This window comes from Burkholderia sp. PU8-34, from assembly GCF_053427725.1.
In genome coordinates this window covers 381249-405095 of record NZ_JBSAXC010000003.1, presented here as the reverse complement: position 1 = coordinate 405095, position 23847 = coordinate 381249, and the positions used below count along the sequence as shown (strand labels likewise).

At 61.3% G+C, this 23847-nt stretch carries 28 protein-coding genes and 1 pseudogene; 5 read left to right on the top strand and 24 right to left on the bottom strand.

Features of this window, described 5'->3' with window-relative positions:
* Window positions 1-23: 23 nt before the first annotated feature.
* Both ACV22Z_RS10200 and ACV22Z_RS10195 read right to left on the bottom strand, forming a co-directional pair.
* A complete protein-coding gene (locus ACV22Z_RS10200; protein ID WP_448076172.1) occupies window positions 24-503 on the bottom strand; it encodes a PaaI family thioesterase in 480 nt (159 codons plus the stop codon).
* On the bottom strand, window positions 500-814 hold the full coding sequence (locus tag ACV22Z_RS10195; protein ID WP_448076171.1) for a Dabb family protein: 315 nt from the start codon (window positions 812-814) through the stop codon (window positions 500-502). The genes ACV22Z_RS10200 and ACV22Z_RS10195 overlap by 4 nt, the downstream gene beginning before the upstream one ends.
* 178 nt (window positions 815-992) lie before the next feature.
* Here ACV22Z_RS10195 and ACV22Z_RS10190 point away from each other — a divergent pair, with 178 nt between their 5' ends.
* The 3 genes from ACV22Z_RS10190 to ACV22Z_RS10180 all read left to right on the top strand — a co-directional run bounded on the left by ACV22Z_RS10190 (window position 993) and on the right by ACV22Z_RS10180 (window position 4494).
* The gene (locus tag ACV22Z_RS10190; RefSeq protein ID WP_448076170.1) at window positions 993-2225 is read left to right on the top strand and encodes a tyrosine-type recombinase/integrase; all 1233 of its coding nucleotides are present in this window, start codon (window positions 993-995) and stop codon (window positions 2223-2225) included.
* Window positions 2226-2696: 471 nt separating this feature from the next.
* Window positions 2697-3626, top strand: coding sequence for an OST-HTH/LOTUS domain-containing protein (locus tag ACV22Z_RS10185; RefSeq protein ID WP_448076169.1), 930 nt, complete (start codon window positions 2697-2699; stop codon window positions 3624-3626).
* A gap of 19 nt (window positions 3627-3645) precedes the next feature.
* Window positions 3646-4494 carry a hypothetical protein gene (locus tag ACV22Z_RS10180; protein ID WP_448076168.1) on the top strand — a complete coding sequence of 283 codons (849 nt, stop codon included), beginning with the start codon at window positions 3646-3648 and terminating at the stop codon, window positions 4492-4494.
* An 83-nt stretch (window positions 4495-4577) separates the two neighbouring features.
* Here the strand turns inward: ACV22Z_RS10180 and ACV22Z_RS10175 are convergent, their stop codons facing one another.
* The gene (locus ACV22Z_RS10175; RefSeq protein ID WP_448076167.1) at window positions 4578-4982 is read right to left on the bottom strand and encodes a hypothetical protein; all 405 of its coding nucleotides are present in this window, start codon (window positions 4980-4982) and stop codon (window positions 4578-4580) included.
* Between the two features lie 355 nt (window positions 4983-5337).
* On the opposite strand from ACV22Z_RS10175, the gene ACV22Z_RS10170 reads away from it, so the two are divergent.
* Both ACV22Z_RS10170 and ACV22Z_RS10165 read left to right on the top strand, forming a co-directional pair.
* Complete coding sequence (locus ACV22Z_RS10170; RefSeq protein ID WP_448076166.1) at window positions 5338-6198, top strand: S1 family peptidase; 861 nt, start codon at window positions 5338-5340, stop codon at window positions 6196-6198.
* Between the two features lie 191 nt (window positions 6199-6389).
* Window positions 6390-7055, top strand: coding sequence for a hypothetical protein (locus ACV22Z_RS10165; protein WP_448076165.1), 666 nt, complete (start codon window positions 6390-6392; stop codon window positions 7053-7055).
* Between the two features lie 370 nt (window positions 7056-7425).
* Here the strand turns inward: ACV22Z_RS10165 and ACV22Z_RS10160 are convergent, their stop codons facing one another.
* The 21 genes and pseudogenes from ACV22Z_RS10160 to ACV22Z_RS10060 all read right to left on the bottom strand — a co-directional run bounded on the left by ACV22Z_RS10160 (window position 7426) and on the right by ACV22Z_RS10060 (window position 23847).
* Window positions 7426-8214 (bottom strand): DNA adenine methylase, encoded by a 789-nt coding sequence (locus ACV22Z_RS10160; protein ID WP_448076164.1) that lies wholly within the window; start codon window positions 8212-8214, stop codon window positions 7426-7428.
* 303 nt (window positions 8215-8517) lie between these two features.
* On the bottom strand, window positions 8518-9156 hold the full coding sequence (locus ACV22Z_RS10155; RefSeq protein ID WP_448076163.1) for a hypothetical protein: 639 nt from the start codon (window positions 9154-9156) through the stop codon (window positions 8518-8520).
* Between the two features lie 2 nt (window positions 9157-9158).
* A complete protein-coding gene (locus ACV22Z_RS10150; RefSeq protein WP_448076162.1) occupies window positions 9159-9725 on the bottom strand; it encodes a glycoside hydrolase family 108 protein in 567 nt (188 codons plus the stop codon).
* Window positions 9722-10171, bottom strand: a complete 450-nt coding sequence (locus ACV22Z_RS10145) for a hypothetical protein (RefSeq protein ID WP_448076161.1) — start codon at window positions 10169-10171, stop codon at window positions 9722-9724. Before ACV22Z_RS10145 ends, ACV22Z_RS10150 begins: the two co-directional genes overlap by 4 nt.
* Window positions 10172-10249: 78 nt before the next feature.
* Window positions 10250-11299, bottom strand: coding sequence for a phage late control D family protein (locus ACV22Z_RS10140; protein WP_448076160.1), 1050 nt, complete (start codon window positions 11297-11299; stop codon window positions 10250-10252).
* A gap of 9 nt (window positions 11300-11308) precedes the next feature.
* Complete coding sequence (locus ACV22Z_RS10135) at window positions 11309-11515, bottom strand: tail protein X (RefSeq protein WP_069227262.1); 207 nt, start codon at window positions 11513-11515, stop codon at window positions 11309-11311.
* On the bottom strand, window positions 11490-12368 hold the full coding sequence (locus tag ACV22Z_RS10130; RefSeq protein WP_448076159.1) for a phage tail protein: 879 nt from the start codon (window positions 12366-12368) through the stop codon (window positions 11490-11492). Before ACV22Z_RS10130 ends, ACV22Z_RS10135 begins: the two co-directional genes overlap by 26 nt.
* A gap of 10 nt (window positions 12369-12378) precedes the next feature.
* Complete coding sequence (locus tag ACV22Z_RS10125; protein ID WP_448076158.1) at window positions 12379-14811, bottom strand: phage tail tape measure protein; 2433 nt, start codon at window positions 14809-14811, stop codon at window positions 12379-12381.
* Window positions 14812-14891: 80 nt separating this feature from the next.
* Window positions 14892-15194 carry a phage tail assembly protein gene (locus tag ACV22Z_RS10120; RefSeq protein ID WP_448076157.1) on the bottom strand — a complete coding sequence of 101 codons (303 nt, stop codon included), beginning with the start codon at window positions 15192-15194 and terminating at the stop codon, window positions 14892-14894.
* 86 nt (window positions 15195-15280) lie between these two features.
* Window positions 15281-15784 (bottom strand): phage major tail tube protein, encoded by a 504-nt coding sequence (locus tag ACV22Z_RS10115; protein ID WP_448076156.1) that lies wholly within the window; start codon window positions 15782-15784, stop codon window positions 15281-15283.
* A gap of 10 nt (window positions 15785-15794) precedes the next feature.
* Entirely contained in the window at window positions 15795-16964 is a 1170-nt protein-coding gene (locus ACV22Z_RS10110) for a phage tail sheath subtilisin-like domain-containing protein (protein WP_448076155.1), read from the bottom strand.
* Between the two features lie 74 nt (window positions 16965-17038).
* Window positions 17039-17791, bottom strand: coding sequence for a phage tail assembly chaperone (locus ACV22Z_RS10105; RefSeq protein ID WP_448076154.1), 753 nt, complete (start codon window positions 17789-17791; stop codon window positions 17039-17041).
* 15 nt (window positions 17792-17806) lie between these two features.
* A complete protein-coding gene (locus ACV22Z_RS10100; RefSeq protein ID WP_448076153.1) occupies window positions 17807-19783 on the bottom strand; it encodes a phage tail protein in 1977 nt (658 codons plus the stop codon).
* A pseudogene (locus tag ACV22Z_RS10095) lies at window positions 19780-20349 on the bottom strand (phage tail protein I); the annotation flags it as partial. The pseudogene ACV22Z_RS10095 and the gene ACV22Z_RS10100, both read right to left, overlap by 4 nt.
* On the bottom strand, window positions 20339-21235 hold the full coding sequence (locus ACV22Z_RS10090) for a baseplate assembly protein (protein WP_448076152.1): 897 nt from the start codon (window positions 21233-21235) through the stop codon (window positions 20339-20341). The gene ACV22Z_RS10090 and the pseudogene ACV22Z_RS10095, both read right to left, overlap by 11 nt.
* Entirely contained in the window at window positions 21232-21567 is a 336-nt protein-coding gene (locus tag ACV22Z_RS10085; protein ID WP_448076151.1) for a GPW/gp25 family protein, read from the bottom strand. The genes ACV22Z_RS10090 and ACV22Z_RS10085 overlap by 4 nt, the downstream gene beginning before the upstream one ends.
* Window positions 21567-21767, bottom strand: coding sequence for a hypothetical protein (locus ACV22Z_RS10080; protein ID WP_448076150.1), 201 nt, complete (start codon window positions 21765-21767; stop codon window positions 21567-21569). The genes ACV22Z_RS10085 and ACV22Z_RS10080 overlap by 1 nt, the downstream gene beginning before the upstream one ends.
* 60 nt (window positions 21768-21827) lie before the next feature.
* A complete protein-coding gene (locus tag ACV22Z_RS10075) occupies window positions 21828-22508 on the bottom strand; it encodes a phage baseplate assembly protein V (RefSeq protein ID WP_448076149.1) in 681 nt (226 codons plus the stop codon).
* A 3-nt stretch (window positions 22509-22511) separates the two neighbouring features.
* Window positions 22512-23036: a hypothetical protein gene (locus tag ACV22Z_RS10070; protein ID WP_448076148.1), complete on the bottom strand. Its 525-nt coding sequence runs from the start codon at window positions 23034-23036 to the stop codon at window positions 22512-22514.
* Complete coding sequence (locus ACV22Z_RS10065) at window positions 23026-23556, bottom strand: phage tail protein (protein WP_448076147.1); 531 nt, start codon at window positions 23554-23556, stop codon at window positions 23026-23028. The genes ACV22Z_RS10070 and ACV22Z_RS10065 overlap by 11 nt, the downstream gene beginning before the upstream one ends.
* A 3-nt stretch (window positions 23557-23559) precedes the next feature.
* The gene (locus ACV22Z_RS10060) at window positions 23560-23847 is read right to left on the bottom strand and encodes a head-tail joining protein (protein WP_448076146.1); all 288 of its coding nucleotides are present in this window, start codon (window positions 23845-23847) and stop codon (window positions 23560-23562) included.

The following is a 23847-nucleotide window of genomic DNA, read 5'->3' as shown; positions in this document are numbered from 1 at the left end:
AGGCAGGGCCGCATATCGCGAACTCACGCGTCGCTCGGGCCGGGATGCGCGTCCGGCGCAGTGCGGGTGCGTTGCCGCTTGATGTCGCGGCCCACAGCGAGCCGCCGCATGTACTTGAACGTGCCGAGCGCCTTTGCGACGAAATGGCCGTCGCTGTCGCGCACCTCGCCTTCGCAATACGCCATCGTCGTCGAGCGGTGCATCACGCGCCCGTAAGCGCGCAGCTCGCCGCGGCCCGGCTGCATGAAGTTCACCTTCATCTCGACGGTGACGACGCCGACGCCGTCGTCGGTCAGGCTGCGCGCGGCCATCGCGAGCGCGACGTCCGCGAGCGTCATCGTCACGCCGCCGTGCGCGATGCTCCACGTGTTCATGTGGCGCTCGTCGAGCGGCAGCAGGATTTCGCTCTTGCCGTCCTTCGCGGACACGAGCTGCACGCCGAGCAGGTCGACGAACGGGCTTTCGATCGACGGACCATCCGCCTGCTGTGTTGCGTCGCTCATCGTGCGTCGTCGACGAGGTAGTCGACGCACTGGCGTTCTTCGCGAATGGCCGCGACGAACTTCTTCACTTCCTCGTGGACCGGGTGCACCTGGTATGCGTCGAGCGCGGCCTTGTCCGCGAAGTCGGATACCAGCACGACGTCGTAGGTGGCTTCGAGGCCCGGCGTCGCAATGCCCACGTCGAGATGCAGGATGCCCGGCACGATGTCGCGGCATGCGTCGAGCTTTTCCTTCAGCTTCAGTGCGTTCTGTGCGCGCGTCGCGCCGTCTGCCGATTCCTTCAGCTTCCACATGACAATATGTCTGATCACTTCGTTCGCTCCAGTTCGTGAGGGTTCGCCTACCCGGCTAGAACCCTTGCTAGTCGGGCAATTCCCGACATTTTACAGTTCGCCTACGTTCGTCAGAAATCGCGCCCAGCCGAGAAAAAAGCGGGTATCTAAGCGGGTATCATTTCATGGTTCCAACGACGATACCCGCTTTCTCACCGTGCCACTTACTGACGTCAAGATCCGACAAGCGAAGGCAGGCACCAAGCCTACCAAACTTACCGACTCCAATGGGCTGTATCTTGAGGTTCGCCCGTCGGGCTCCAAGCTCTGGCGATACCGATACAGGATTGCCGGGAAGGAGAATCTGTTCGCGATCGGCGAATACCCCGCCGTCAGCCTGCAAGACGCTCGCCGGGCGCGAGACGATGCTCGCGCGCTCGTCAAGAAGGGCTTGCACCCGTCTCATGCACGGCAGGAAGTGCTTTCCAAGACCATCAGCGAAGGCAAAGCAACTTTCCGAGCCGTTAGCGATGAATGGCTTGCGAAGAAGAAAAGATCTTGGACAGAGCCTCACTATGGGGACATTTTGCGCATGCTCGAGTCCGATGCGTATCCCTACATCGGCAGCCGCCCCATGCGCTCGATCACCGCGCACGACGTGCTGTCCTTGGTGCGCCGAGTCGAAGAGCGTGGCTCCCCATCCGTCGCGATCAAATTGCGCCAGTACGCGTCGAACGTGTTCCAGTACGCGGTCATCACCCTACGGGCCGATTCAGATCCTGCGTCCGTTTTACGTGGATCCGTTGTTAAGCCACCGACTGAGAACGCTCGACCGCTGAGTCGCGACGAACTGAAGGCGCTGTTCCGGCAGCTCCCGACCTATAAGAGCAAACGCACCGTGATTGCGATCCGGCTGCTGATGATGCTGTTCCCACGCACGATCGAGCTTTGTAGAGCGCGGTGGGAAGAGATCGACCTGGGCACCGCTGAGTGGAAAGTCCCGCCTGAGAAGATCAAATCGCGACGGCTACACATCGTTCCATTGCCAAAACAAGCGCTGCCCCTACTGTGCGAGCTACAGGAGATGTACGGCAACCGCGGATACCTCTTGCCCATTCTTCATAGCAATCGGAAGCTCCCGCATATGAGCCGAGCGACGATCAACAGGGCAATCGACTACATGGTCCCGGACAACCCCGAGCCGATAACCGGCCACGATTTTCGAGCCACCGCGTCCACACACCTTCACGAAATGGGCTGGAAGGACGAGGTTGTTGAAATGCAGCTTTCACACAAGGACAAGGACAAAACGCGCTCGACGTACAACCACGCGAAATATCTCCCGGAGCGGCGAGAAATGATGCAAGCGTGGGCAGACTGGCTTGGCGAAGTCGAAAAGGAGGCACTGTCCGATGTCGCACCTGCGAGCACCGACATCAATGACCGATGATGCAGCAGTACCTGCGCTTTACCTGACAAGGAGCGCATCGGAAAGCTACGCCAAAACCTACGCGCGACTGCTTTCAGTAATCAAGCGCAACAGAGGGACAACGGCAACTTCACTCGCCTGCACGAAAAAACGGGGCCGAATCACTATAAGCGCGCGACGTAGTCCCGCACCGGAGCCACGCGCCGTATGGGAAATACGCACGTGCGACTTGACAAGGCAGGCTTCGGTTGTAAAATGCATCCAACTTCCTACTCCGGAAGTATTTCGAGATCAGCCGGATCAATTGCATCCAGGGTCCATCTCGGGAGCTTAAGCAGCGCCGATGTGCTAGTTGGGTGCCGAGTTCTGCCAGCTAGACGACGTGGCTTCAAGTCAGGGAACTCAGAAGCAAGTGATGATTTCTGTCTGGAAATACCCGCTACACTCCGTAGCGGGTTATTTCATTTTGCCTCTGACCCTGTTGAGAAAACCATGCATGACGTGCGCGACGCCTCATCCCAGTTCCTGACTCAAATTCTCTCCGTAGATTCCCCTGAACTCGGGGCGCGCCTCAAACAGCGCCTCAAGTCGGCGTTCGTCTCCAGCGGACTTGGTGTATTCGACGAAAAATCCCTTGGTTTCAAAAAGTTCTCCGACTACCTTCTGCGCGCCCATGGCGACCTTGTCAACGTTGAGCGGCAAGAAGGGCTTGGTGACATCCTTGTTTCTCTACGGGGTACGCCGACAGCTCGATCGTTCTACTTGCCGACATTGACGCAACCGAAAGCTTTGGACGGCCCCGTCATTCGCAGTGACGTATGGCAGGCCTTCGCCAATCCCGATCCGGAGCGAAAGCGCTTTTTCAACTCGCAAACCGACAAGGTCGTCCACTACCTGGACGGGCAGGACAGCACCGAGCGTGCGCAAGTTGAAGCGTCACACGAATCGTTCGTCGAAATCCCCCCTATCTCTAGGGAGGCCCAGGAGCGCTGGATGAGAGATTTTCTCGATGGCGCCTCGCTACCGCCAAACGAAAAGGAGGCTTTGGGGCCGCTCATCGCGGAGCCCTATTCCAGTACGGTGAACGCGACTTTCACCCGGGCGCTAGGCGCTCATGGTGTCGCATGGCGAAAGTACCGGACCGCGCAAGTCACGTCCACGATCGAGGCGTGGGCCTCCAATGCAGGCGTCGCGATTAGCAGGCTACATGTCGCGCCGGCGCCCGTCACATCTAGCGCCACGCAGGCGGGCGTAACGGTCGAGTCGCATGCAACGGCTGATCTATCTTTCTCCCCCCGTTCCGATCAGATGCCCCCTCGCCAGCAGGTCCTCAAGCTGCTCGAACTGCTGACCGACGATGACATCAGTCGTCTGGTACTCCCAACGCTGCTCAGCACGATCATGATCCGATCCCGCATGTAAGACGGGCAGGATTTAGACCATGAGAGTGGTGTTCGTCATTGGCCTGTTCAAACCGCTTCAGCGGAAGTTTGATGCTGACTGCGTGCGCAATGGATTGCGCAACAAGACTGTACTTGCGGATATCGGAGCCAAAGGCTCACTGACGCTTCTACCGATCGAAAGGGACGCCATTCATGCGCTACGCGCGTACCTTGACAGCCTCGATCAATATTCGGACGCCCATGTCGTAGTCTTTCCTTATGCACCAATTCCGAACGAACTCGAAGACGAACTCAAAGCGCTTACAGCAGTAGGCGGAACGGTTATCCGCGGGAACAACGGTCATGACGGATGGCCGGCCCTTGCTCCGAAACAGCGGCCGGACACCGAGGTCATCAATGCAGCGTACAAACGCCTCTGGTTCGGACTTCCAGCAGTCGCGCCGGCGGCAGAGCCGACACCATCGGAATATTTTCGGCAGGTGGCTGATGCGAATCCGCAGATTCTGTTTGCGCAAGGAGTTTTTGCCACATGCGACCAGGTGGCGCCGCACCGTCATGATTTCCTGAAACGCGCTGTCGATGCACTCGTCGATCTCGTTGCCGATGGATCAGGAGGTCGTATCGATGCCTTTTTTCGCGAGAAAGGTCTCGATCATGCACAGACCGGCGGCATCAGCACAACACTGGAAGTGTTGTCGGGAACGCAAACCGTCTACAACGAAACCACGCACACACATCTCAAGCAGGGCGATAAGACTACGCCAGAAGGCGCGGCTCGACTCTACTACCAAGTGTTCTCGCACTGCGAACGCACATATGTTGCGATCCTATATGCTGGTCCGCATCCGGATCGCAACGTTCGATGGATTTACAACTTCCCCAGCTGATTACTGCCAGACGCACTCGCTGCGACTAGCCCAACGTCCAACTTCGCCTTGACACGTCCGGACCGCTGGTAAGCTCGGGCACCCTAACGGATTATTTGTAGATCGTAGGCGTTGCCGTTATCGGTCAAGCAAACGCCCGTCCCCTGTTGTGTCCAACCGCTGAAACTGAACACGCATCGCAGGTTGTGCTGTCCATCGGCGGACTGCGCCAACACGTTGCCATTGCCGACTGCGCTCACCCCAATGGCGCTACCACTGGCGACTTGTCCGCCGCCGATGGCTGTTCCAAGCGAGAACGAGCCACCCTGGACATACACATAGCGACCCGTGTAGGTCTCGCCGGCCAATGTAATCGCTACCGATTTGTCGATTTGCTTGGCCGTTCCATGCGCGATCGGCCCGGCTCCCCGAGGCATCAATGAAAGGTCGTAAGTGGCACAGCCCTGTAACGACATGATTGCAGCAAGGCAGGCAAGAGATTTCTTCATCACTGACCCTGTGTCTTTGTAGATTGGCTCAAAAGGGACGCGCTGCCCTCGGAGCCGGTCGGTCCCACCGTTGATGATGCCTCACCGAACCTCAGACGAGAAGTCGGGGTATTCTCTCCTGCTTTGCATGATGGCTGCCTCGCCACGCCAAACTGACCGTAGTCGCTTTGCAGGCCGACGCATGCCGCCCCACAACGCCAGCGACATCGACGTGCTACTGCCGCATCGCTGGCAACCTCTCTCGACCGCCGCCTAAACTCGCTCGTCAAGACGAGTTGGCTAGCCGCTTACCTTTACTCCGCAACACTTCCCGGTAATATTCGATCACCACACAGATAACGGGGACCGAGACATGATGAAAAAGACGATTACGCTTGCGCTGGCGCTCTCCTGCGTCCTGAGCCTTCCGGCACATGCTCAGGTGCCAGGGTTACCTTTCTCGCAGACCTCAGCCCCGCTATTCACCGACAGCGTGAACAAACAGCAACACATGGTGACGGGGGCAGTGTTCCGCATAATCTGTAATGACAAACGTGTGATGGGTACGGGGTTTCTGCATAATAGCGGTGATCTGATTACCGCGGATCACGTCGTCTCGGGGTGTCAGCACATTGTGTTTCTGCAACCAGACGGCTCTGGCGGAGCCCTTGTCGTAGGCGCAACAATCGTGGCCGAGGATCAGGAACTTGACCTCGCATTGCTGAAACCTGTAACTCCGCTTCCTGACACTCCTCTTGCGCTATCCCCGGTAGTTGCACCCGCACCGGGCTCCTTAGTCACCACTTGGGGATTTCCGGGCGGGTACGGCGGGGTCGACCCAATTGTGAGCGTCGGGTATTTCTCTGGCTCGGATCTAGCCCCGACCCCTTCCGGGAAACAGGTCAAGCAATGGGTTGTGAATGCCGCTTTTAATCACGGCAATTCCGGCGGGCCGCTCATTGACGCGGAGACTGGGGCGGTGATCGGCGTTGTGGATAACAAAATTGTTCCGCTGTCTAGCTCAACGCTAGCTGCACTCAACGCTATGAGTAACAACAAGTTTGGAATGATGTATGCGGGCACACAGCCTGACGGTAAAACTGTACAGATAAGCGAAGCTCAGGTCGCAGCTCAAGTTCTATTCGATCTAGCGTCACAGGTTCAGTTGGTGATTGGCAGGGCCGTTCCATCCACTACTGTCCGTGACTTTCTTAAAGCGCATGGCATCGATCCTTAAACAGAGAGCCAAAGGTCCGTGTCAATAGGTCCAAACTCGCTTGTCAGGACCGATTCGCTGGCTGCTTACGCCTGCTGGCCGCAGGATACGTTTAAAGCAACATCCAACTCATCCAAGGGCTCCATATGTCTGATTGGCTTGATCAACATGTCAATGAAATGCAACCCCAGGTTGAACGACTGGAGAAGGGCTTGGAACTACCGACCGCCTTCTTTCAAGCGTTGCGCGCCGAGAGCGACTGGTCGTTCGTCATCAAACTTCATGCAGTTTTTGAAGCAGTGTTTGTTCAAGCTTTGACTGGCCATCTTGGGCAAGACTGTCTAGCCGACGTCTTTGGCTACCTCGAGATGAGCAACGTGCGGAGCGGTAAGATCGCCTTCGCACGTGCACTCGGCTTGGTGGACCATGAGGGTGCTAAATTCTTGGCTGCACTGTCCACATTACGTAACGATCTAGTCCACAAAGTACGCAATGTAGGATTTTCATTTGATGAATACGTCAAGGGATTAAATACGGATCAACTGAGCAGATTTACTGCCGAATTCACCGCACAATCAGCCCCAAAACAGGAAACAAACGACTGGAATAAAACAAAGGATCTCATATCCCATCGCACAAAAGATGTCATTTGGTACGTCGGAACGTCGCTACTTATAATTATGTCTCTTAATCGCGATATCGCCATAAGTCAGCAAGCAATAAAAAACACGAATGCAGAGCTGTACGAAAAATATTTCAAAGAAAACAAGCAACCAACCACGTTAGCTGATTTATTCAAATTCGAGGTATCGGGTTTCAGCTTGCGACCAGATCGCGCCAAGCCAGTCATTAGGAATTCCTCAACGACCGAAGAGTAACTCCGGAATCGAGTCGCGGCCATCACGCAACCGACAGTAACTCACCAACCTATCGATCTTTGGGCTCCTGCGTTACTGAGATGTACTGCTTGATTTCTGGTTGCCCAAACGCAATCAGATTCAGCATGGCAACGCCGAGACACCGTACGAAATCGTCGTCCAGCAAGATACGTGTCCTCGGATAGACCAGAATGGCGGGCGAGTCGCAGCGCAAGCTGCACCCGCCGCAGCAGCGAATCAGCCCGACGTGCGACCACAAGTAGTGGCAGACCCGGCAGCGCCCGCGGCATAAACGCTCAAACAAAGCTGGACGGAACCGCCAAGCATTTATGCAACGGCGGGCAGCGCCCGCCGTCAGACATCTATTGAATCAGAACAGCCCGACCGGCTGCGCCGCATCATCCCAGCTGAAGATGATCAACTCGTTCCGGTCGACGCCCCTCCCACCTCCAACCGTGTATTGAATCGGCACGGTCTCGATGTGAAACCCACTGAACACGCGCCGGATGTCGGGATGATCGTTGAGGCTCACAATCGCCCGCCCCTTAAGCAAGCGCAGCCGCGCAGCCATCTTTTCGTATTCCGCGAACGGAAATGCGACGCCGTAACCTTCCGTCTCATAGTACGGGGGATCGAGATAGAACAGCGTGTGCGGACGGTCGTATCGATCGATGCACGCGGTCCAATCAAGGCGCTCGACAAACGTGTTTGCCAAGCGCAGATGCGCCGCTGATAGTTCCTCCTCAATGCGTAGCAGGTTCAATCCGGGTGGCGTTGTCGTCGCAGTGCCGAACGTTTGCCCCTCCAACTTTCCGCCAAAGCAACTTTTCTGCAGATAGTAGAACCGCGCAGCACGCTGGATATCGGTGAGGGTTTCCGGGACCGTCTGCTTCAGCCACTCGAACACCTGCCGGCTCGTCAGCGCCCATTTGAACTGTCGCACGAACTCCTCCAGGTGATGCTGCACAACCCGGTACAGATTAATCAGCTCACCGTTGACATCGTTGACCACCTCGACCTTCGCGGGCGGACGGAGAAAGTACAGCGCCGCACCGCCCGCGAACACCTCGACGTAACAGTCGTGTGCAGGAAAACGCGGAATAAGATGGTCTGCAAGACGACGCTTGCCGCCGATCCAAGGAATGATGGGAATTGCCATTGTGAAAGCCGTTTTTAAACTTGGTGTAGAATCCGGCCCGCCTACGTAGGTAAGCAGGGCCTTGGCCGATTCACTGGCATAGACAGTGGAAAGGCGACCTGGAGGTGTGTTCCCGCACGTCCTCCGGTCGCCCTGTTTCTTCTCAAACTCTTGTAGAATCACGCCCGCCCGTACGGAGGAGATCCTTCCTCCAGGGTAGTCAGGGCGTTGCTCGCTCATTGTGAGAGCGGTGAACGAGTGGCCGGACGTCGGGCTCTCTCCAGCACCGTCCGGTCGCCCTGTTCTCTCAGCGCTACGCCACCATCACGGCACTCTGTTGACGGATCCCAGCGAAACCGCCTTCGGGTCGATTGGCCCGCCCGTCACCGTGATATCCGGCGACACAGCGAACTGCGTGATGCGGTCCGCCTGCTTGTCCGCCCGCGACGACGATCCGAAGAAATACTCCTTCGAGCCGATCACCATCGTGATCAGGACGCCGAGCAGCGTGTCGAGCGTGCTCTTCACGACGTCGGGCATCTTGATCTCCCCGATTGCCAGATAGAACTCCAGCCCGATCACCACGAACAGCGCCATCGTGTACATGTAGGCGAGGTTCCGCGCGGTATGGTCGTGCTCGGCCGCCGCGTATTGACGCGCGCTCGCGCGGTCGTCCGCCGCTACCTTGTCCGCCTGCACTTGGATACCCGCCATGCTTTCCGCGTGCGCGAATCCGGCCTGCCGCATCTTCAACTCGAAGTCCGCATCGGCCTGTTTCAACGCGAGTAACTGCTCTGGCGTCACCGACTGGCCGGCGAGCGTCGCCTTCACGGCATCCACCGATCCGTCGGCGAAACCGAGCTTGTCCGCGATCGTCGACGCAGCCATCGCCGCAATACCAGGTACGCCACCAGTCAGCGCCGTGACGAGCCACGGCGCAACAGTCTTGAGAATGTCGAGCATCGTTACACCCCCAGCGCACGATTTAGCTGCCACCCGTATTCGAACGTCTCGTTTTCCGGGCGGCGCTCGGCCAGCTCGATGTAGAACACGGACTGCTGCGAGGCAATCATTCCGTACAGGACGCGATGCCCGTCAGCACCTCGCTGCTGCAGAAACGCCTTCAGCGCCGCGATCGTCATCGGCCCGATGCCGCCGTCGACCGAGATGTCCGGGAACGCCTTGCCGTTCTGGTTCAGCACGTTCAACGCCCGCTGCAGGAACTTGACGCCCGTCGCCGGGCCGGCGTTCACGCCGATGTCGAACAGCTTCTCGGCGAGCGTCGACGAGATCGTATCGACCTGATCGAACCTCGGCCGCCGCCAGTACCGCGACTCATAGATCGCGGCGGCCATCACGCGAGGCATATCCATCATCCGCCCCGTATACCCGAAGGCGCGCGCCTCGGCGGCCGTCACGCCCCACATGGTTCCCTCGAGTTTCCCGAGATACCAATTTCCGCGATCGTTCGGATCGTTCGAGAACCCGCCTTCGCGCCCGATCAATGCGTCGATCTTCGAAGTAACGTTCATTGCCTCCCTCCTCGGCCCAAGGCCTGTTCGAGCAAATCGATGCGCTGCTGCTGCAGCCGGTTGAGCGCATCTCCTTCGTTGATGTGCGTGAAGACCCAGACGATCGCGCCAACCAGAAACGTCTGCACCACGCCCAAGCACACGCCGAGCACCCACATCGCGCCCGTCGCTTTGTTCTTCATCGCGTCGACCTTCCGGTCGACGTCCGCGACCTTGGCAGCCAACTCGCCGCGCGCACGCTCGTCCGCACGCGAGCGCCCCCAGAGCAGATTGACGTCGTCGCGCATCGTCTCAGCACGCACCGCCATCTCCGCGAGCCGCCGGTCGAGATCTGCGAACGGCTGCACCGATCGCTTGATGTCCTCGACACTCGTCGCGATGGACCGCATTTGTTGCGTCAACGTCGCAATCTGGACGGCAAGCCCCTCCTGCTTTTCGTCACCCATCAAATTCCCCGTCAAAAATGAAAAAAGCCGCCCGAGTTACCTCGAGGCGGCTGCCGATATCGACGCGTACGTGAATGACTACGAAGGCGCCGGCACTACCAGATCGATCTTCTTCGTCGGTTTCTTGCCATGACCGACCTTCGCCTTACCCTTGTTCCCTCCATTCAATGTCACGACCGTGATCCACCCGCGCGACGCGTACGTGTGCTCAACCGACTCGATCAGGAACTCGCCGTCAACGCCGGTCTTGAACCCCTTCAGCGCGATCGTCTTTTCCGCCGACAGATCTGCCCGGCCGCGCATCGTCAGCCGGCTCGTCGACGTGTGACGATTGAGCGTCGCCAATCGCGACGTCGCCCCCGCTGTCGCGGCCTCCGGACTGGCGAACGCGTGGCGCTCGGTATGCACCGCGGATGCACCTGGCGGAGCATCTGGATTTGGGATCGTGAGATCGATCTTCTTACCTGACTTGCGGTCGTGTACCTTTGTGCGAACGGCCGCAAAGCTCGCGCGGTCCGGAAAGTTGATGTCGTAGTCGAGCAGATCGCCGGGCGCGAGCGTCACTGCCGGCAGCGGCTTACCGCTCGCGCTCTTGCCGCCGCCTCGCGGCAGCACGATCAGCTTTCCGGCCTTGACCGTCGCCGTCGCACCGTACTGCCGCGCAACGCGCGTGATGAAATGCAGATCGCTCTCGCCGAACTGGTCGATACGCGGCACGACGACGTCGACGTCACACGCGACCGCCCATTTGTTGCGACGCGCGACGTCCCCGACGATGTCGGCCAGCTTCGCGTTCGACCAGCTCCCGTATCGCTGCGTCTTCGACGTCGCGCGCATGTTCGCCGGCTTCCCCCGGATCACGACGCTGGCCGGGGGGCCACGCACGCCGACCTCGTCGACGGCATACTCGCCGAGCATCGACAGCCCCTGCCCCTCCCATCCGATCGACACCATCAACGTCGCGCCCTTCGGCGGAAACTCGATGCGGCCGTCGCGATCGTCGAGCGTGATCGTGCACTCGTCCGCGTCTAGACCGGGTTTGTCGACCGCGCGGATCTCCAGCACGCGATCCTGAATGACCTTCGTCACGTCTGCGCCGTTCGCGACGACCTGAAAAATCGCTTCCATCGCACCCCGCTATGTCCAGAGCTGGACCGATTCAACACGCGGCGCGTCGAGATCCGGCAGCAGGATCTCGACGCCGGCCGGGAACGGCTGCGGCCGAGCCGCAAGCCCCGGATTCGCGTCGTACACGGCCTCGACCGTTCCCTGCAGCGTTCCGTAATACCGAAAGCAAAGCGTGTCGAGCACGTCGCCATCAGACGTTCTTAAAGTCTTCGCCATAGCGACCGAACTCCACCGAAAATGTTTGCTTGCGCGGCAAGCCGTCGACGAGCAGCGCGTCCTGCTCCTCCTCGATCGACTGCAACAGCCAGCGGCCCAGCACTTCGCCGTCGCCCGTCGTGAGCTGAACGGGCTTCATACGCCCGCCGATTGCCCGCAGTCGGTTGATTTGCTTCGTACCGGCCCCGAGCGTCGGGAACACGACGCCCGACAACGTGATGGTCTCGCCCCCAACGCTTACCGCCTGCAACGCATCCTGACGGTTCAGGCGCTCCTGCGATGCCACGCGATACCGCGTCGCCCGTCGCAGCTTGTCGTGAGCAGCCGTCGACAGATTGAAGTGGAACGCGTCGCCCGCATCCGTCGTCATCGACATGAGGTGCGGCGTGCTCGACGACGCTTCGTCGAACAGTCCAGACAACATCGAACCGACACCTGTCGACGTGATGACGTCCATCACCGCCGAGTCCTTCAGACCGACCGCCGCGTTGAACTGATTCCACGCCCCGCCAAGCGCCGATTTCACGCTGTCGGCGGCAGCCCGCACAAGGGGGAAATTCGATCCGTCGACGGCCTTCAAAATCGAGCCGATAGACGCCTGCGTCGCGTTGAAGCTGCGCACGACCGCGCCGACCTGCGGAAACAGGTCGGACGCCACGGACAGCGCGCTCGTCGCGCCTGTCAGCAGTTCAGCCGCACTGTTCAGATTGCCGGTCGCGAGACGCTGCAGCACGTCGACCGTCGACATGCTCGCCGCACGATTCCGCTCGAATATGCGGACCATCTGACGCACGCGCTCGGTCGCGATCCCTGCCTGCGTCGCAGCTCCCGTGATCTTCCGAATCACATCCATATCGCCTCCCTTACATATGCGGCGAGTCGAACATTGCCGTCCGACTGTTCGCCTTGCGTTGATGCTCGTCCATCATGCGCGTCAACAGCGGACTGACCTGCGCGAGGAATTTATTGGCCGCGTCGGCATCGCTCGCTTCGATCTTCACGTGGAAGACAGGCGCAAATGTGTTCGTCTGCTCGATGCGCGGCCCCGGTCGAGCGCCGACACCCGCCCCGTCTGGCACGAGCGCCTTCGCTTTCGCGAGCGCGGCGACTTTCGCTGGCGACTCCTCGGGCTCGCGATCCAGCACCTTGCGCGAGATCGCGCTGAACAGCTTGTCTCCGGCAAACGTCCCGACAGCGCCGCCGATCACGCCGAGCACCGCCGAGCCAATCGGTCCGCCGAGTGCGCCGACCATCGCGCCAACCTTCGCGCCCATCACGCCACCGGCAAGGCTGCCCGCGATACCTGCGAACCGGTTCGCCTTCTGCGTGTTGGTATCCGTGCTCGACGCGACCGCGTACGCTTCGCGCGCCGCAAGGCCGACCTTCAGCACCGTGCCCGCCACCGCCAGTTTCCCGGCGTACGGAGCGACCCGACCGAACAACGCACGCCCCGCGTTGAAGATCCGCCCAAGCCTTCCGCCCCGAGCCGCCGCACGACGCGCAGCTCGACCGGCACGCCCGCCCCCCATCAGATCACCAGGACCGCCACCATCGACGCCCCCGCCGGGCATGTTCACGACGAACACGCGCTGCACGCCACCAGCGGCACCCGCAGCCCCGCCAAGCACGTCCAACGCGCGCCCGACTCGACCACCTGCCCCGCCCGAGCCTCCGGCAGCCCGACCACCGCGCGCGAGGACCGTGCCCCGCGCAATGTCGAACACCCCGCGCCCGATGCTCCAAAGTGCCTTTGCACCGCGCATAGCGAGAACTGCGCCCGCGACGCCGACAACCGCAGCCGTCGCCTTCGGTGCGCCATCCGCAGCGGACTGGATGCCGCTCCCTAGCCGTTTTGCCCCTTCGCCGACGCGATCCGTAATCGGACGCAGCGCGTCGCCGATGCTGCGCATCGCGTCGTCCCATCGCTGCCCGACCTCGCTCCAGATCTGCTTGGACGTCTCGCGACGGGCCTCCAGATCCTTTTGGATCTCGCCGCTCGCCTGCTGCGCATTGCGCTTCAGGTTCGTATACAGCTCCGCGTTCTGCATGTACGCCGTCAGCGCTGCCTTGACCTGCATGTCATTGAAGAGGTCGCCGGTCTTCATCGTCTCGGCGAACGCGGCCATCTGTGCCTGACGCTTAGCCGGGTCCATCTCGGAATTGAACTGCTTCGCCGCCGTCGCGAGCTGCTTCGCCTTGGCCGGATCGACACGCTCGATGTACGCTCGCGCGAGCACGAACGACGCTTCCAGCGTCGACCAGCCCTTGCCGATCGCCTCGCGCATCTTTGCCTGATAGTCGACGCCGGCCTTCGCGTAATTGCGCTCGGTCTCGCCTGAGCCGATCTTCGAGAACCAGTTTTTAAGGTTGTTCGCCGCTTCGTCCGAACTGCCCGCCGTCTTCATCTGCACCTGGAGCATGGCCCCGAGCTGCGTCACGGAATCCTGCCCTGTGATGCCGATCTTCTTCATCTCGGCGAGCAGCACCGGGAACCATCGCGCCATGTCGACGGATTCAAACGACCCTTCCTTGCCGAGATACGCGATCGCTTCGAGCGCCTTCGCCATCTGGCGCGGGTCGACGATCTCCGCGTTTTGCTGCAACGCTTGGATCATCTTCGCGGTCTCGACCGTCGTCGCGCCTTGGCCGATCGAGAACTTCGCGACCAGCGGAGCGAAGTTGAGCGCCCGATCGAGATCCATACCGCCCGCGACCATCTGATTGACGGCGTCGGCCAGCTCGTTGCGGCCGATACCGTTTGCCGCTGCGTCACGACGGATTCGCACGCCCATCGCGGCCTCTTCCTGCGTGCGCGCGACGCCGGCCTTGATCGCGATGTCGCGAATAATCGCCTGATAGTTCGCGGCGATCGTCGCCGGTACCGCGACCGCCGCTGTCAGCTTCATCGCATCACCGATCACGCCACGTCCGGCCTCTTGCCCGGCTGCCAGCCGCTCGTGACCGGCCGCCTTCAGATCCAGCCCCCGAGCCGCCCGGCCGAGCCGCGCATAGGCGCGATCGAGCCGGTCGACCTCGATGCCCGCATCCCGTAGCGACTTCAGGTTACCGTCCAGCTTGCGGCGGATACCGTCCGCCGCGCTGTCGCCCGCCAAGTGCAGCCGGCGGAACTCGTCCTGCAAGCGCATCGTCTCGCCGATCTGGCGCTGCCAGAGCCGAGAGTCGTTCGCTCGCTTCTTCATCGCGTCGATCTTCGACGATGTGTCGGTGATCGCCTTCCCGAAGGTTGCCGACACGGCCCCGCCGATCACGATGCCAAGTGCTAAGTCTTTCGCCATCTCGGCCTCCTTAGTCCGTCAACCACCAGAGCATGTCGTCGACCGTCATCTCGTCGATCGACGTCGGCGACATGCCGTACTCACGCACCAGCCGATTCGCCAGCGCCTTGAGCGTCTTTCGGTCCAGTTTTGCGTACGGATCGAAAGGAGTAGTAGGCGTCCTGCACGCGCTCATAGTCGGCCATGTCCATCGCATCGAGATCGCTCGGCGCAACATCAGCGAGCGACGCGAAGAGGATCAGCTCCTGTTCCTCGGTATCGTTGGGCGCGAGCTTCTGCGCACCGCGCATATCGCGCACCTTCGGCCGGCGCATCGTGAAGGTGTCGCACTCGACACCGTTAAGGGTGATCGGATAGTCGAGCTTGATCGCGACCTTTTCCATTGCGGCTCCTGAAATGAAAAATGGCAAGCCGTCGGCTCGCCATTGATTGAATAAAGTAGCTTTGCTGCGTGCCCGTCGAATGACGGTTACATTCCGAGTCCCTTACGGACCTCCGCGAGTTGATCGACGCCGTTGATCACGCGCTTGCACGCGAAGATGTCGATCTCATGCACGATCGCTCCGGCGACCTCCATCTTGTAGTAGTCGCACGCAACGCTGAACTTCGCGTCGACCTTTTCACCGGGCTTCCATTCGCCCGGATCGACTTCGTACAGCATGCCGCGCAAATACACGGCGACATTCTTCGTCTTGCCGCTACGATCCATGAAGACCGCGCGGAATACGCCGTTGAATGCCCCCTGATCCACTAGCCCGAAGAAGCGCAGCACCTCGTATTCCATCGTCGCCATCGAGAACGACGCTTCGAGCGCTTCCATGCCCTGATCGACCTTGGCCGTCCCGTCCATGCCGCCCGCGCGGAAGTCGTCCGTCTTGATCTTCAGCTTCGGCGGCGTCATGCTCGTTGCGCGGCCGGCGTATCCCCGCCCGTCGACGAACGCATTGCAGTTGTGCAGAGTTTCCGGAATCATCACCCCTCCCTTAGATCTGGTTATCGAGCACTTCGGTCAGCCACTGATTCGTGACCTCGAAGCGGAAAATCGGGTTCTCGGCCGGCGGGACATCCGTGAAGCGAATGTTCCAGTACACCTTGCCGTCTTCGAGCTGGCTCGCCGTGTTCAGCAGCGGGTCCGGATAGACCTCGAAGTTGATCACTGCGCCCTGACGCTTCAGGTCGCGCATGAACGCCTGCAGGCCCTCGGTCACGTCGCTGACGTACGTCGCCGTGATGCCACGGTCCACCGCCCACTTGTGGCCGGCTTGAACGGCGTCCATCACGATATCGAGCGTCCGCACGCGCGTGACGAACTTCCATTTCGGATCGGCCGACAGCGTGCGGTTCCCCCACAGGCGATACCCGCCGTCACGAATGATCGTCGTGATGTTTGCGTTGTTCAGCAGGTTCGCTCGGCACGTCTCGTCACCGTCGAGATATTCGATCGGTCGGCCCGTGCCCGTGATCTCGACGATCTCCTTGTTCGACGGCGACGCCCAGAAGCCGATCTTCGCGTCGGTCTGGCAGAACAGCCCCGCCGCGTACGTCGACGCAGGCAGCGAGATCTCACTGTTCGTCGTATTACTCCACGCCTTCGCGCCGGGGTCGACCATGTACAGGCGCTTGCTCCCGAAATTCTTCGCGTATGCGATCGCCGCCTCGTCGTCTGCGTTCGGACCATCGATCACTGCGATTGCGCGCAGCTTGCCGGCGAGCGAGTCGGCTGCCGTTGCGACCGGCTGCTTGGACGAGTGCCCAGGTGCGATCAGCAAACGCGGTTGCGTGTTGAAGCGCGACTTCGCGTCGAGCAACGCCTGCATGCCGGTGCGCGCACCGCCGGCCGAAACGCCGCCGATGATCGCCGACGTGAGCTGCGCCGCGTCGGCCGCTGCAGGCACACCGACGGCGACGATGACAGCGCTACTCTGTGCATAGATCGCGCGTGCTGCCCGTGCAATTGCGCTCTTCGCGCCGAACGCTCGAACCGCTTCGCCGTAGCTCGTCAGTTGCACCGGCACATTCGGCTGCGCAAGATCAGGGCCGGGCGTGTAAGTGTCGGCCATGCCAATGACCGACGACGACGGCACCGCAATCGTGCGCGGGCCGCTATCGACAATGGTCGTCGTGATGCCGTGAAAAAAGGAAGTCGCTCCCATGCGGATCTCCGGAAATAAAAAAGCCGCTCATCAGAGCGGCCGGAAATGAAACGACGCGGACTGCGCCGGCAAAGCTACTTTTTGACAGGCGCGTTCCCCACCGGTACCTGCTCCGGCTCGACCGCACGGTCCTGCATCGCGACCTCAGCCGCAACGCGGTCCGCGTCGGCCTGCTGCGCTTCCGCTTCACGCTGCGCCGCTTCCTCGGCCTCGCGTGCCGCTTTCTCCGCACGCTCCGCCTCGACTGCAGCGAGAATTGCTTTCGGATCAGGTTCGGACGGCCAGACGATGTTATTGGGAAACGTCGGCGATTCGACGACATGAGTCAGCGCAACCTGATAGTCGGTCCATGCGTCGAATGTTGCCTCTTCGAGATCCGACAGCCTTCGCGTTACGCGCGCATCCGACTTGCCGAGGTTCTGCTGTCGGGCCTTTTCCAAGCGGGCGAAGAAGTCGTTCATCGCCGCCTCACGCACCTGTTCGGCGACGGTCTGCTCGTCGACTGTCCACGTCTCGTCACGCCAAACATGCTCCTCAGACGGGCGCGGCATTTCGGTCAGCCCGGCTTCTTCAGGCTTCACTCCGGCCACAGTAATCTCCGCGGCGGCACCGGAGTCGGTCCGATAGAGACGCACTCCCCGATAGTCGGGCAGCATCTCCCACCGGTCGTCGCGCCAGAACGGCCAGGTGCGCGGCTCACGTTCAGGAATCGGTTCGAGCGTGCAGAAGGCCGGAACCAGAAAGCGCGTGGAATTCATCGGGTCGACATCGGCGAGAAAGCTCACGATGTACTGCCCCGTCAGACTGTCGTATTGATTGCAAAGCATGCTCTACCCCTTTAATTAGAAGGCACGGATCATGGCGAGCACGGCGATGTTGCGCATGCGCGCCTCTGCGCCCCCATCGACCGCGATGCTGATCGTGTGCGAATGTGCACCGGCCCCGCCGATGCCGACGTTGTGCCCATGCGCGCCGTCTCCGGCGATCGAGATCCCTGTGCCGGACGCGGTCGACCCGAAGGTATCGCCCCTATCCCAGTTGTAGGGGCCACTACCTTGGCCATAGCTCGTGGCAACCACACCGACGCGGCCGATGCGCGTCGCGTGCGCGTGGCCCGGATCGTTGACACCGTGACCGTGCCAACCCTGCGCATCAGTCCACGCGTGGTGCCCGTGGTCGCCAACTGCGCTGGCCGACGCACCGTGCGCGTGCGAGCGATTCTGGCTGTCCTGCCACGTCCCGACTCGACGGCCGGGATCAGCCCCTCGACCGACGTCGGCACACCGGATGCCTTCGCCACGAAACTCGGGAATCCGGAACGTAGTCGCCCCGTCGCCGTTCGAAAATGAACCGAAGTTCCAGTTCGCCCAATCTTTCTCCTCGACCAGAGCGCCACTACCTTGGGCGTACGCCCACAACGCCGGATAGTCGGCGCGATTCAGCACCGCTCCGTTCAACGTCAGGCATCCTGCGCGCGGCGCAGTGCGTGCTTCGAAAATGATCTGCCCGATCGACGCGGACGCAATCGCATCAACGACGAACGCCGTCGACGCCGCGTTGTTCGAACGATCACCCGCTGCAGGCGTCGGCACCTGCACCCCGCGATCAAAGATCGTGCCTTTGTTGGCCGTGAACCTCACATTGACCTGACCGTTGCACGTCACGCCGAAGTCGCCGTCTGCGATGTGGTAGAAGCCGGTATCCGGTGCGCCGTCCTTGTCGAACGCCAGTGACGGATTCTGCGGCGTGCCTTCAGACAGGAAAATCCGCGCACCCGCAGCCAGCCAGAGCGCCCCTTTGAGAGTCCCACCATTGTTCAGATCAAGCGGCGTCAGGTTTCCTGAGTGCCATACAGGCTTGCCGTTGACGCGAAAAGAGCCGTCGGCCGCGTAGAACTGGAACGACCCGGCGTTACCCCCCCACCAGCCTACCGAATTGGCATTTCCGTAAAAGTAGCCGTCCGCTGCACCGACCCGGATTTGACCTTCGCCAGCCCCCGGCCCCACGGACAACTGACCTCCGATCTTCGTCCCAGCGCCGGTTCCGTCGATGACGACATAACCGGTATCCAACGACCATGAAAACGGCCGGTACGTGTTCCAGGTGCCCAGCGGATCGCCCTTCTTCGTCTGCAGCCAGTAGACAGACGAGTCATCATGGCGCAGCAGCACCCCGTAAACGCCGCTGGCGGCCCGAAGTTGGCCCCCGTCACCCGAGTCCATTCCGGTAATCTGGATGCCGTTCGAAAACGACGCACGGTATGCAACTTGCAGGCCGTCCCGACCATTGTCAGCCATCGTCCCCAACAACACACGCCCCTGCGAAGTCAAACGCATCCGCTCGGCACCGCCCGAAATCAACGCGAGCCAACCATTCGCGCCCGCCGGTCCGACAAAACAGTTGCTGCCCCGTACCTCGAGGTGAGAAATCCCTTGTGCCCCGATCTGCAGGTACCCGTCTCGCGGCGAGAACATGCCCGTATCCGGATCGTTGTCAAAGCCGTAGCCGGCGTTATTGGCGTTATTCGGCGTGATTGCGCCCGTCTTCGCCATCAGCACGCCCTTCATCGTGCCGCCTGCAATCGGCAGGTTGTCGTTGCCGAGCGCGTCTACTTGCCTGCCAAGCGCGTTGACCCGCTTGTCGTTGGCATCCGCCCTCCTGTCGTTGGCGTCAGCCCGATCTTTGAGGTGCCGCGTCCGATTGGCAAGTTGCTTTGTCGGCACGTTGTCGACCCCATCAGGACCGCCCTGTACCGGATCCGACGTCTCGAACTGATAGACACCGTCCTCCCACTTACTTTCTTCTTCCAGATTGGCCATGTACCGATCATCCCTCGCGTAAATTGACCATTGCGCGTCGCGACACCGTTGTGTCGGATCGCGACCTCAGAAAAGTCGAGCCATGCGAGCCGGCTGCGAGCCGGCGCATAGCGCTCGATTGCCCGCTTCAGGTTCTCGCCCTGATCGCGTGTCACCGGCCGCCGCAGCTTCACGACGTACTCGGCCCACACCGTCGAACCACCGTGCAGATACCGACCGTCACGCATTGCCGAACCGTCGCGGCGCTTGATCTGCCGTCCCTCCTGAATGTCGATCTCGCCGAACCCGAGCCGCCGGACAATCTCGCGGATCGCCCACGGCGTACCCTTGCGCTGGTAGATCGCCAGCGACGACTTGATCAGCTCGCGTCGTGCGTCGTCGGCCTCGGCTAGCTCCCACCCGTCGACCGCGAGCGACCACGCGAGCCACGGCAAGAAAGCGACCGGGCAGCGATCCGCATCCCACAGCGTCCGAATCACATCCGGGTCAACGCTCGGTCGCATCACATGCGCGAGCGCAGCCTCTAGGCTCGTCTGGTTCGTTGGCAACAATGCTTCAGTCGTCATCGTTCACCTTCGAATTCAGCACGATCGACGTGCATCGCGCGAACTGGTCAACCGCGCACACAACATCTGCCGCAGGCGACTTCAAATCGACACGGACGACGCCCGACTCCTTCGGATGAAGTGCGCCCGTAACCGCCGATCGCGGCATGCCGACACGCAGCCCCTCGCCCGCAGCGACTGCGATATCGAGATCCGTCCGTCGAGCGGCAAGCACAACGCCGGGATCGGGACCACGACCGACATAGACATCCGCGACGATCGAGTAATTGACGGGCCGAGCGGCCACGACCAGCAGCGTGTCGTTAAGCGGTCGGCGATCTTCCGGCGAAAGCGCACGCCGCACCGTGTCGAGCAATGCAGCACTCGCGATTCCACCGTTCGAATACGACTTCACAACCACTCGCACCACGCCCGGCTCGAGACGATCGACGCGCACGTCGGCGACGTCCGCCGACGCGTCCATCGCAAGCGATCGATACGAGCCGAACGGCCCCGCCGTCGACGACCGCTCGATCCCCATCTGCGTGCGCAATCGCAAGCGATCATCGCGCTCGACCGTTGCTGGAACAGGCGGATGCGCCTCCGGATCGCCGGGATCGACGGTCTCCCGCCTCAAATTCCAGAGCACCGCGAGGTGTTCAAGGTCCGCGCCCGTTGAGTACGCCAGCAGCACGGCGCGACCCGCATCGTTGACGCGCGCTCGAAACCGAACGTCCTCGTATGCGGCCAGCTCCAGCAGCTTGACGACCGGATCGGACTCAAGCGCTGCCGACCAGTCCGGATAGATGCGCTTGAAGTGCTCCAGCTTGCGCTGATACACCTCCTCGAAGTCGAGCGTTTCGACGAGATCCGGCGGATCAAGCGCCGACAGATCGATCACTGTCATATCGTCACCTCGAATACAACATCGTCTCCGCTGTAGCGGCCGGCGATCCGAAAAGTTACTTTGCCGTCCACGACAGACAGCGCATTCACGCGATCAAGCGCGATGCGCGGCTCCCATCGGCCGATCGCACGAGCGGCTTCCGCCTGCGCGGCCGAGATCCACCCGCGCGTGACGGGCAAGTCGACCATCACGGGAAGATCCGAACCGTATTCGGGCCGCTCCCGTCGTGTCCCCTTGCGCGTGCTCAGAATGTCCGCGATGCTCTGCACTAGATGATCGAGTCCGCCGATCAGCCGGCCCGTACGTCGGCACATCCCGACCAACGCGACCATTACTGCACCCTCGTATCGACACGCTCGAAGTCAGCGTGAGAATCCAGATATTTGATGTGCGCCGGCTCCGTCACGGTCGCCTTGCCAGCCAGTACCGCAATATGCGAGCCGTCCGGAAACACCACCACGCGACTGCGAAACGCGGTATCGATGTACGTTACGGGAGTTGCCACCGTGCCTTGCTGTGCGTCTTTCGCCATAACTACCCCCACAAACGAAAAACCCCGCACGGGGCGGGGTCCAAAGTCACTTTGATATGTTCACACTGGCGGGCTGACCAGTTCGCCATCGCCTTGCTCACGGTGCCTGTGCTCGATCAGCGACTTACCACCCGCAACGACGTCGTCGGTGTATTCAGCACCGCCCGCGATCTTCATCGCGACACCGCCACCCTCGCCCGGCTTACCCTGCATGCCGCCGTTGAACGTCAGCAATTTCTCCGTCGTCTGGTTGCCGGTGAACGTCGAGTCCGGTACGTCGACTAGTAGCTTCGCGCTGCGCAATAGCGCACCGTCCGCCTTCAGCTCGAACTCGGTTTCGCCGATACGGAACACGATCCGACCACCGGCCGGCACCGACAGCATGTATTCATGACTCGCATGGTTGTACTGCTCGAACGCGCCGTCCGGGTAATCCGTCGACGTCTCGTCCGGACTGGACCGGCCCGAACCGCCGTGCTGCTCGGTGTAGTAGCCCGGCGCAACGAATGCACCCGCGAGATCGCCTGACGGCGCCCATAGAGCCACTTCCTCGTCGATCGACGGCGGCCGCCACTGCCTGACCTTGCCCGCAGCCCCGGCCTGCCATTTGAGCCAGTCGCTCACCCAATCGCCGATCCGGACCCTCACGCGCGGCGGGTCGTACGTGATCGCCTCGACGATGGCCGACTGCGTCAGGCACGCCATCCGGCGATCCATCTCGCCAAGCTCGAAGTCGCTCACACGTCACCTCGCATCCTGATCCGCCGGATTCCAATAACGGTCTTCGTGCCCCGGCCCGGTCTCCGGATCGAGACCCCACAACACCGAACGGCCCTTCGTCGGCGGCTCGAACACGTCGCCCAGGTCGAATTCGTGCACCCATTCGACGAGCCAGACGAGATACGTGTCCAGCTCCGGGCGAAACGGATCTTCGCCGGCAGACCCAACCTGTTTGCCGGGCGTCACGGGCAGCCCCCACGTTGTCCCATGCACCGTTTGCAGCACGCGGGCCGACAGCTCGCGCACCTGCAGGTCGCCATCGTCCACAAGCGGATCGACGATCACGCGGGCCTGCATGCGCGCGATCAGCGGCACACGGCCCGTTCCGTCATCGTGTCCCGGCTCCAGTTCTGCCAGCTCGATCGCGACGAACGGCGTTTCGATCGATTTGCCGATCTTCGGATACGCTTGGATACGCTCGAGATCCGGCAAGCGCGCACGCAGGCCGGCCTCGATTCCATCATGCAGTTGTTTCAGGTTATCGAGCACGGTTCGCCGCCTTCTGGATTTCGTAGTTCACTTCCTGACGCAGCACCGTCATCAGCCGCGCCTCGCACGCCTGCGCGGCCCGTCGAAACGCCGGATCACCAGTTTCCGACCACTCGACCGTCACTACCTCGAACGGTGTACGCGCCTTGCCGGTCCGCCGGTAGATCGGCCCGTCCGGCTGCGCCTTCGTCTTGCGCCACGCGCCCTCGAACAGCGACTTGCCGGCCCGGATGCCCTTCTTCGTGCGTCGGACCGAGCCGAGCCGGTGCGCCTCGATCGGGTTCAACCCGAGCCACACCTTCCCGGTATCGGCCGACCGCATGAAGAAGTACATCCGCTGCCGCAGCAGCTTCTGCTGGATGCCCGTCGCGTTGCCGACCTCCTTCGCGGTCTGGCTCCGAATCCACACGCCCGTCTTGCGCAGCGTCCGACGCCATGCCGCCTGCATCGCAGCAGGCGGCAGGCCCGCGAGCGCTTCGAGCGCCCCCTTCGCATCGATCTCGATCTTCAGCAGATCCATCCGTCACCTCAGAATCAGGACTGTCCAGCCCGTGCCCGTCGCATGAATCTCGAAGACACGGAATCGCTCGCCACCCGCGACAACGATGCTGCCCACGGATACATCCGCTGCATCGTCGTCGGTGATGTCGAGGATCGGCGCAACGAGCTGCGTGCGTTGCGTCCCGAGATCCGGGCCGAGCCAAGGGGCTTTGAACATGCCTTGCAGCGGCTTACCGTCGATCGTCACGTCGTCCGACAGGTCTCGCTTCACGGCCGTGTCGACGTCGGCCATCAGATCCCGGAATGCCAT

Coding starts and splice junctions, on each gene's coding strand:
- ACV22Z_RS10185 (WP_448076169.1), top strand. CDS start 2,697: ATGCATGACGTGCGCGACGCCTCATCCCAGTTCCTGACTCAAATTCTC.
- ACV22Z_RS10180 (WP_448076168.1), top strand. CDS start 3,646: ATGAGAGTGGTGTTCGTCATTGGCCTGTTCAAACCGCTTCAGCGGAAG.
- ACV22Z_RS10115 (WP_448076156.1), bottom strand. CDS start 15,784: ATGATTCCGGAAACTCTGCACAACTGCAATGCGTTCGTCGACGGGCGG.
- ACV22Z_RS10100 (WP_448076153.1), bottom strand. CDS start 19,783: ATGGCCAATCTGGAAGAAGAAAGTAAGTGGGAGGACGGTGTCTATCAG.
- ACV22Z_RS10120 (WP_448076157.1), bottom strand. CDS start 15,194: ATGGAAAAGGTCGCGATCAAGCTCGACTATCCGATCACCCTTAACGGT.
- ACV22Z_RS10200 (WP_448076172.1), bottom strand. CDS start 503: ATGAGCGACGCAACACAGCAGGCGGATGGTCCGTCGATCGAAAGCCCG.
- ACV22Z_RS10130 (WP_448076159.1), bottom strand. CDS start 12,368: ATGGATGTGATTCGGAAGATCACGGGAGCTGCGACGCAGGCAGGGATC.
- ACV22Z_RS10170 (WP_448076166.1), top strand. CDS start 5,338: ATGAAAAAGACGATTACGCTTGCGCTGGCGCTCTCCTGCGTCCTGAGC.
- ACV22Z_RS10175 (WP_448076167.1), bottom strand. CDS start 4,982: ATGAAGAAATCTCTTGCCTGCCTTGCTGCAATCATGTCGTTACAGGGC.
- ACV22Z_RS10140 (WP_448076160.1), bottom strand. CDS start 11,299: ATGGAAGCGATTTTTCAGGTCGTCGCGAACGGCGCAGACGTGACGAAG.
- ACV22Z_RS10145 (WP_448076161.1), bottom strand. CDS start 10,171: ATGGGTGACGAAAAGCAGGAGGGGCTTGCCGTCCAGATTGCGACGTTG.
- ACV22Z_RS10090 (WP_448076152.1), bottom strand. CDS start 21,235: ATGACAGTGATCGATCTGTCGGCGCTTGATCCGCCGGATCTCGTCGAA.
- ACV22Z_RS10125 (WP_448076158.1), bottom strand. CDS start 14,811: ATGGCGAAAGACTTAGCACTTGGCATCGTGATCGGCGGGGCCGTGTCG.
- ACV22Z_RS10155 (WP_448076163.1), bottom strand. CDS start 9,156: ATGCTCGACATTCTCAAGACTGTTGCGCCGTGGCTCGTCACGGCGCTG.
- ACV22Z_RS10060 (WP_448076146.1), bottom strand. CDS start 23,847: ATGGCATTCCGGGATCTGATGGCCGACGTCGACACGGCCGTGAAGCGA.
- ACV22Z_RS10105 (WP_448076154.1), bottom strand. CDS start 17,791: ATGCTTTGCAATCAATACGACAGTCTGACGGGGCAGTACATCGTGAGC.
- ACV22Z_RS10085 (WP_448076151.1), bottom strand. CDS start 21,567: ATGGTCGCGTTGGTCGGGATGTGCCGACGTACGGGCCGGCTGATCGGC.
- ACV22Z_RS10150 (WP_448076162.1), bottom strand. CDS start 9,725: ATGAACGTTACTTCGAAGATCGACGCATTGATCGGGCGCGAAGGCGGG.
- ACV22Z_RS10160 (WP_448076164.1), bottom strand. CDS start 8,214: ATGGCAATTCCCATCATTCCTTGGATCGGCGGCAAGCGTCGTCTTGCA.
- ACV22Z_RS10080 (WP_448076150.1), bottom strand. CDS start 21,767: ATGGCGAAAGACGCACAGCAAGGCACGGTGGCAACTCCCGTAACGTAC.
- ACV22Z_RS10110 (WP_448076155.1), bottom strand. CDS start 16,964: ATGGGAGCGACTTCCTTTTTTCACGGCATCACGACGACCATTGTCGAT.
- ACV22Z_RS10135 (WP_069227262.1), bottom strand. CDS start 11,515: ATGGCGAAGACTTTAAGAACGTCTGATGGCGACGTGCTCGACACGCTT.
- ACV22Z_RS10065 (WP_448076147.1), bottom strand. CDS start 23,556: ATGGATCTGCTGAAGATCGAGATCGATGCGAAGGGGGCGCTCGAAGCG.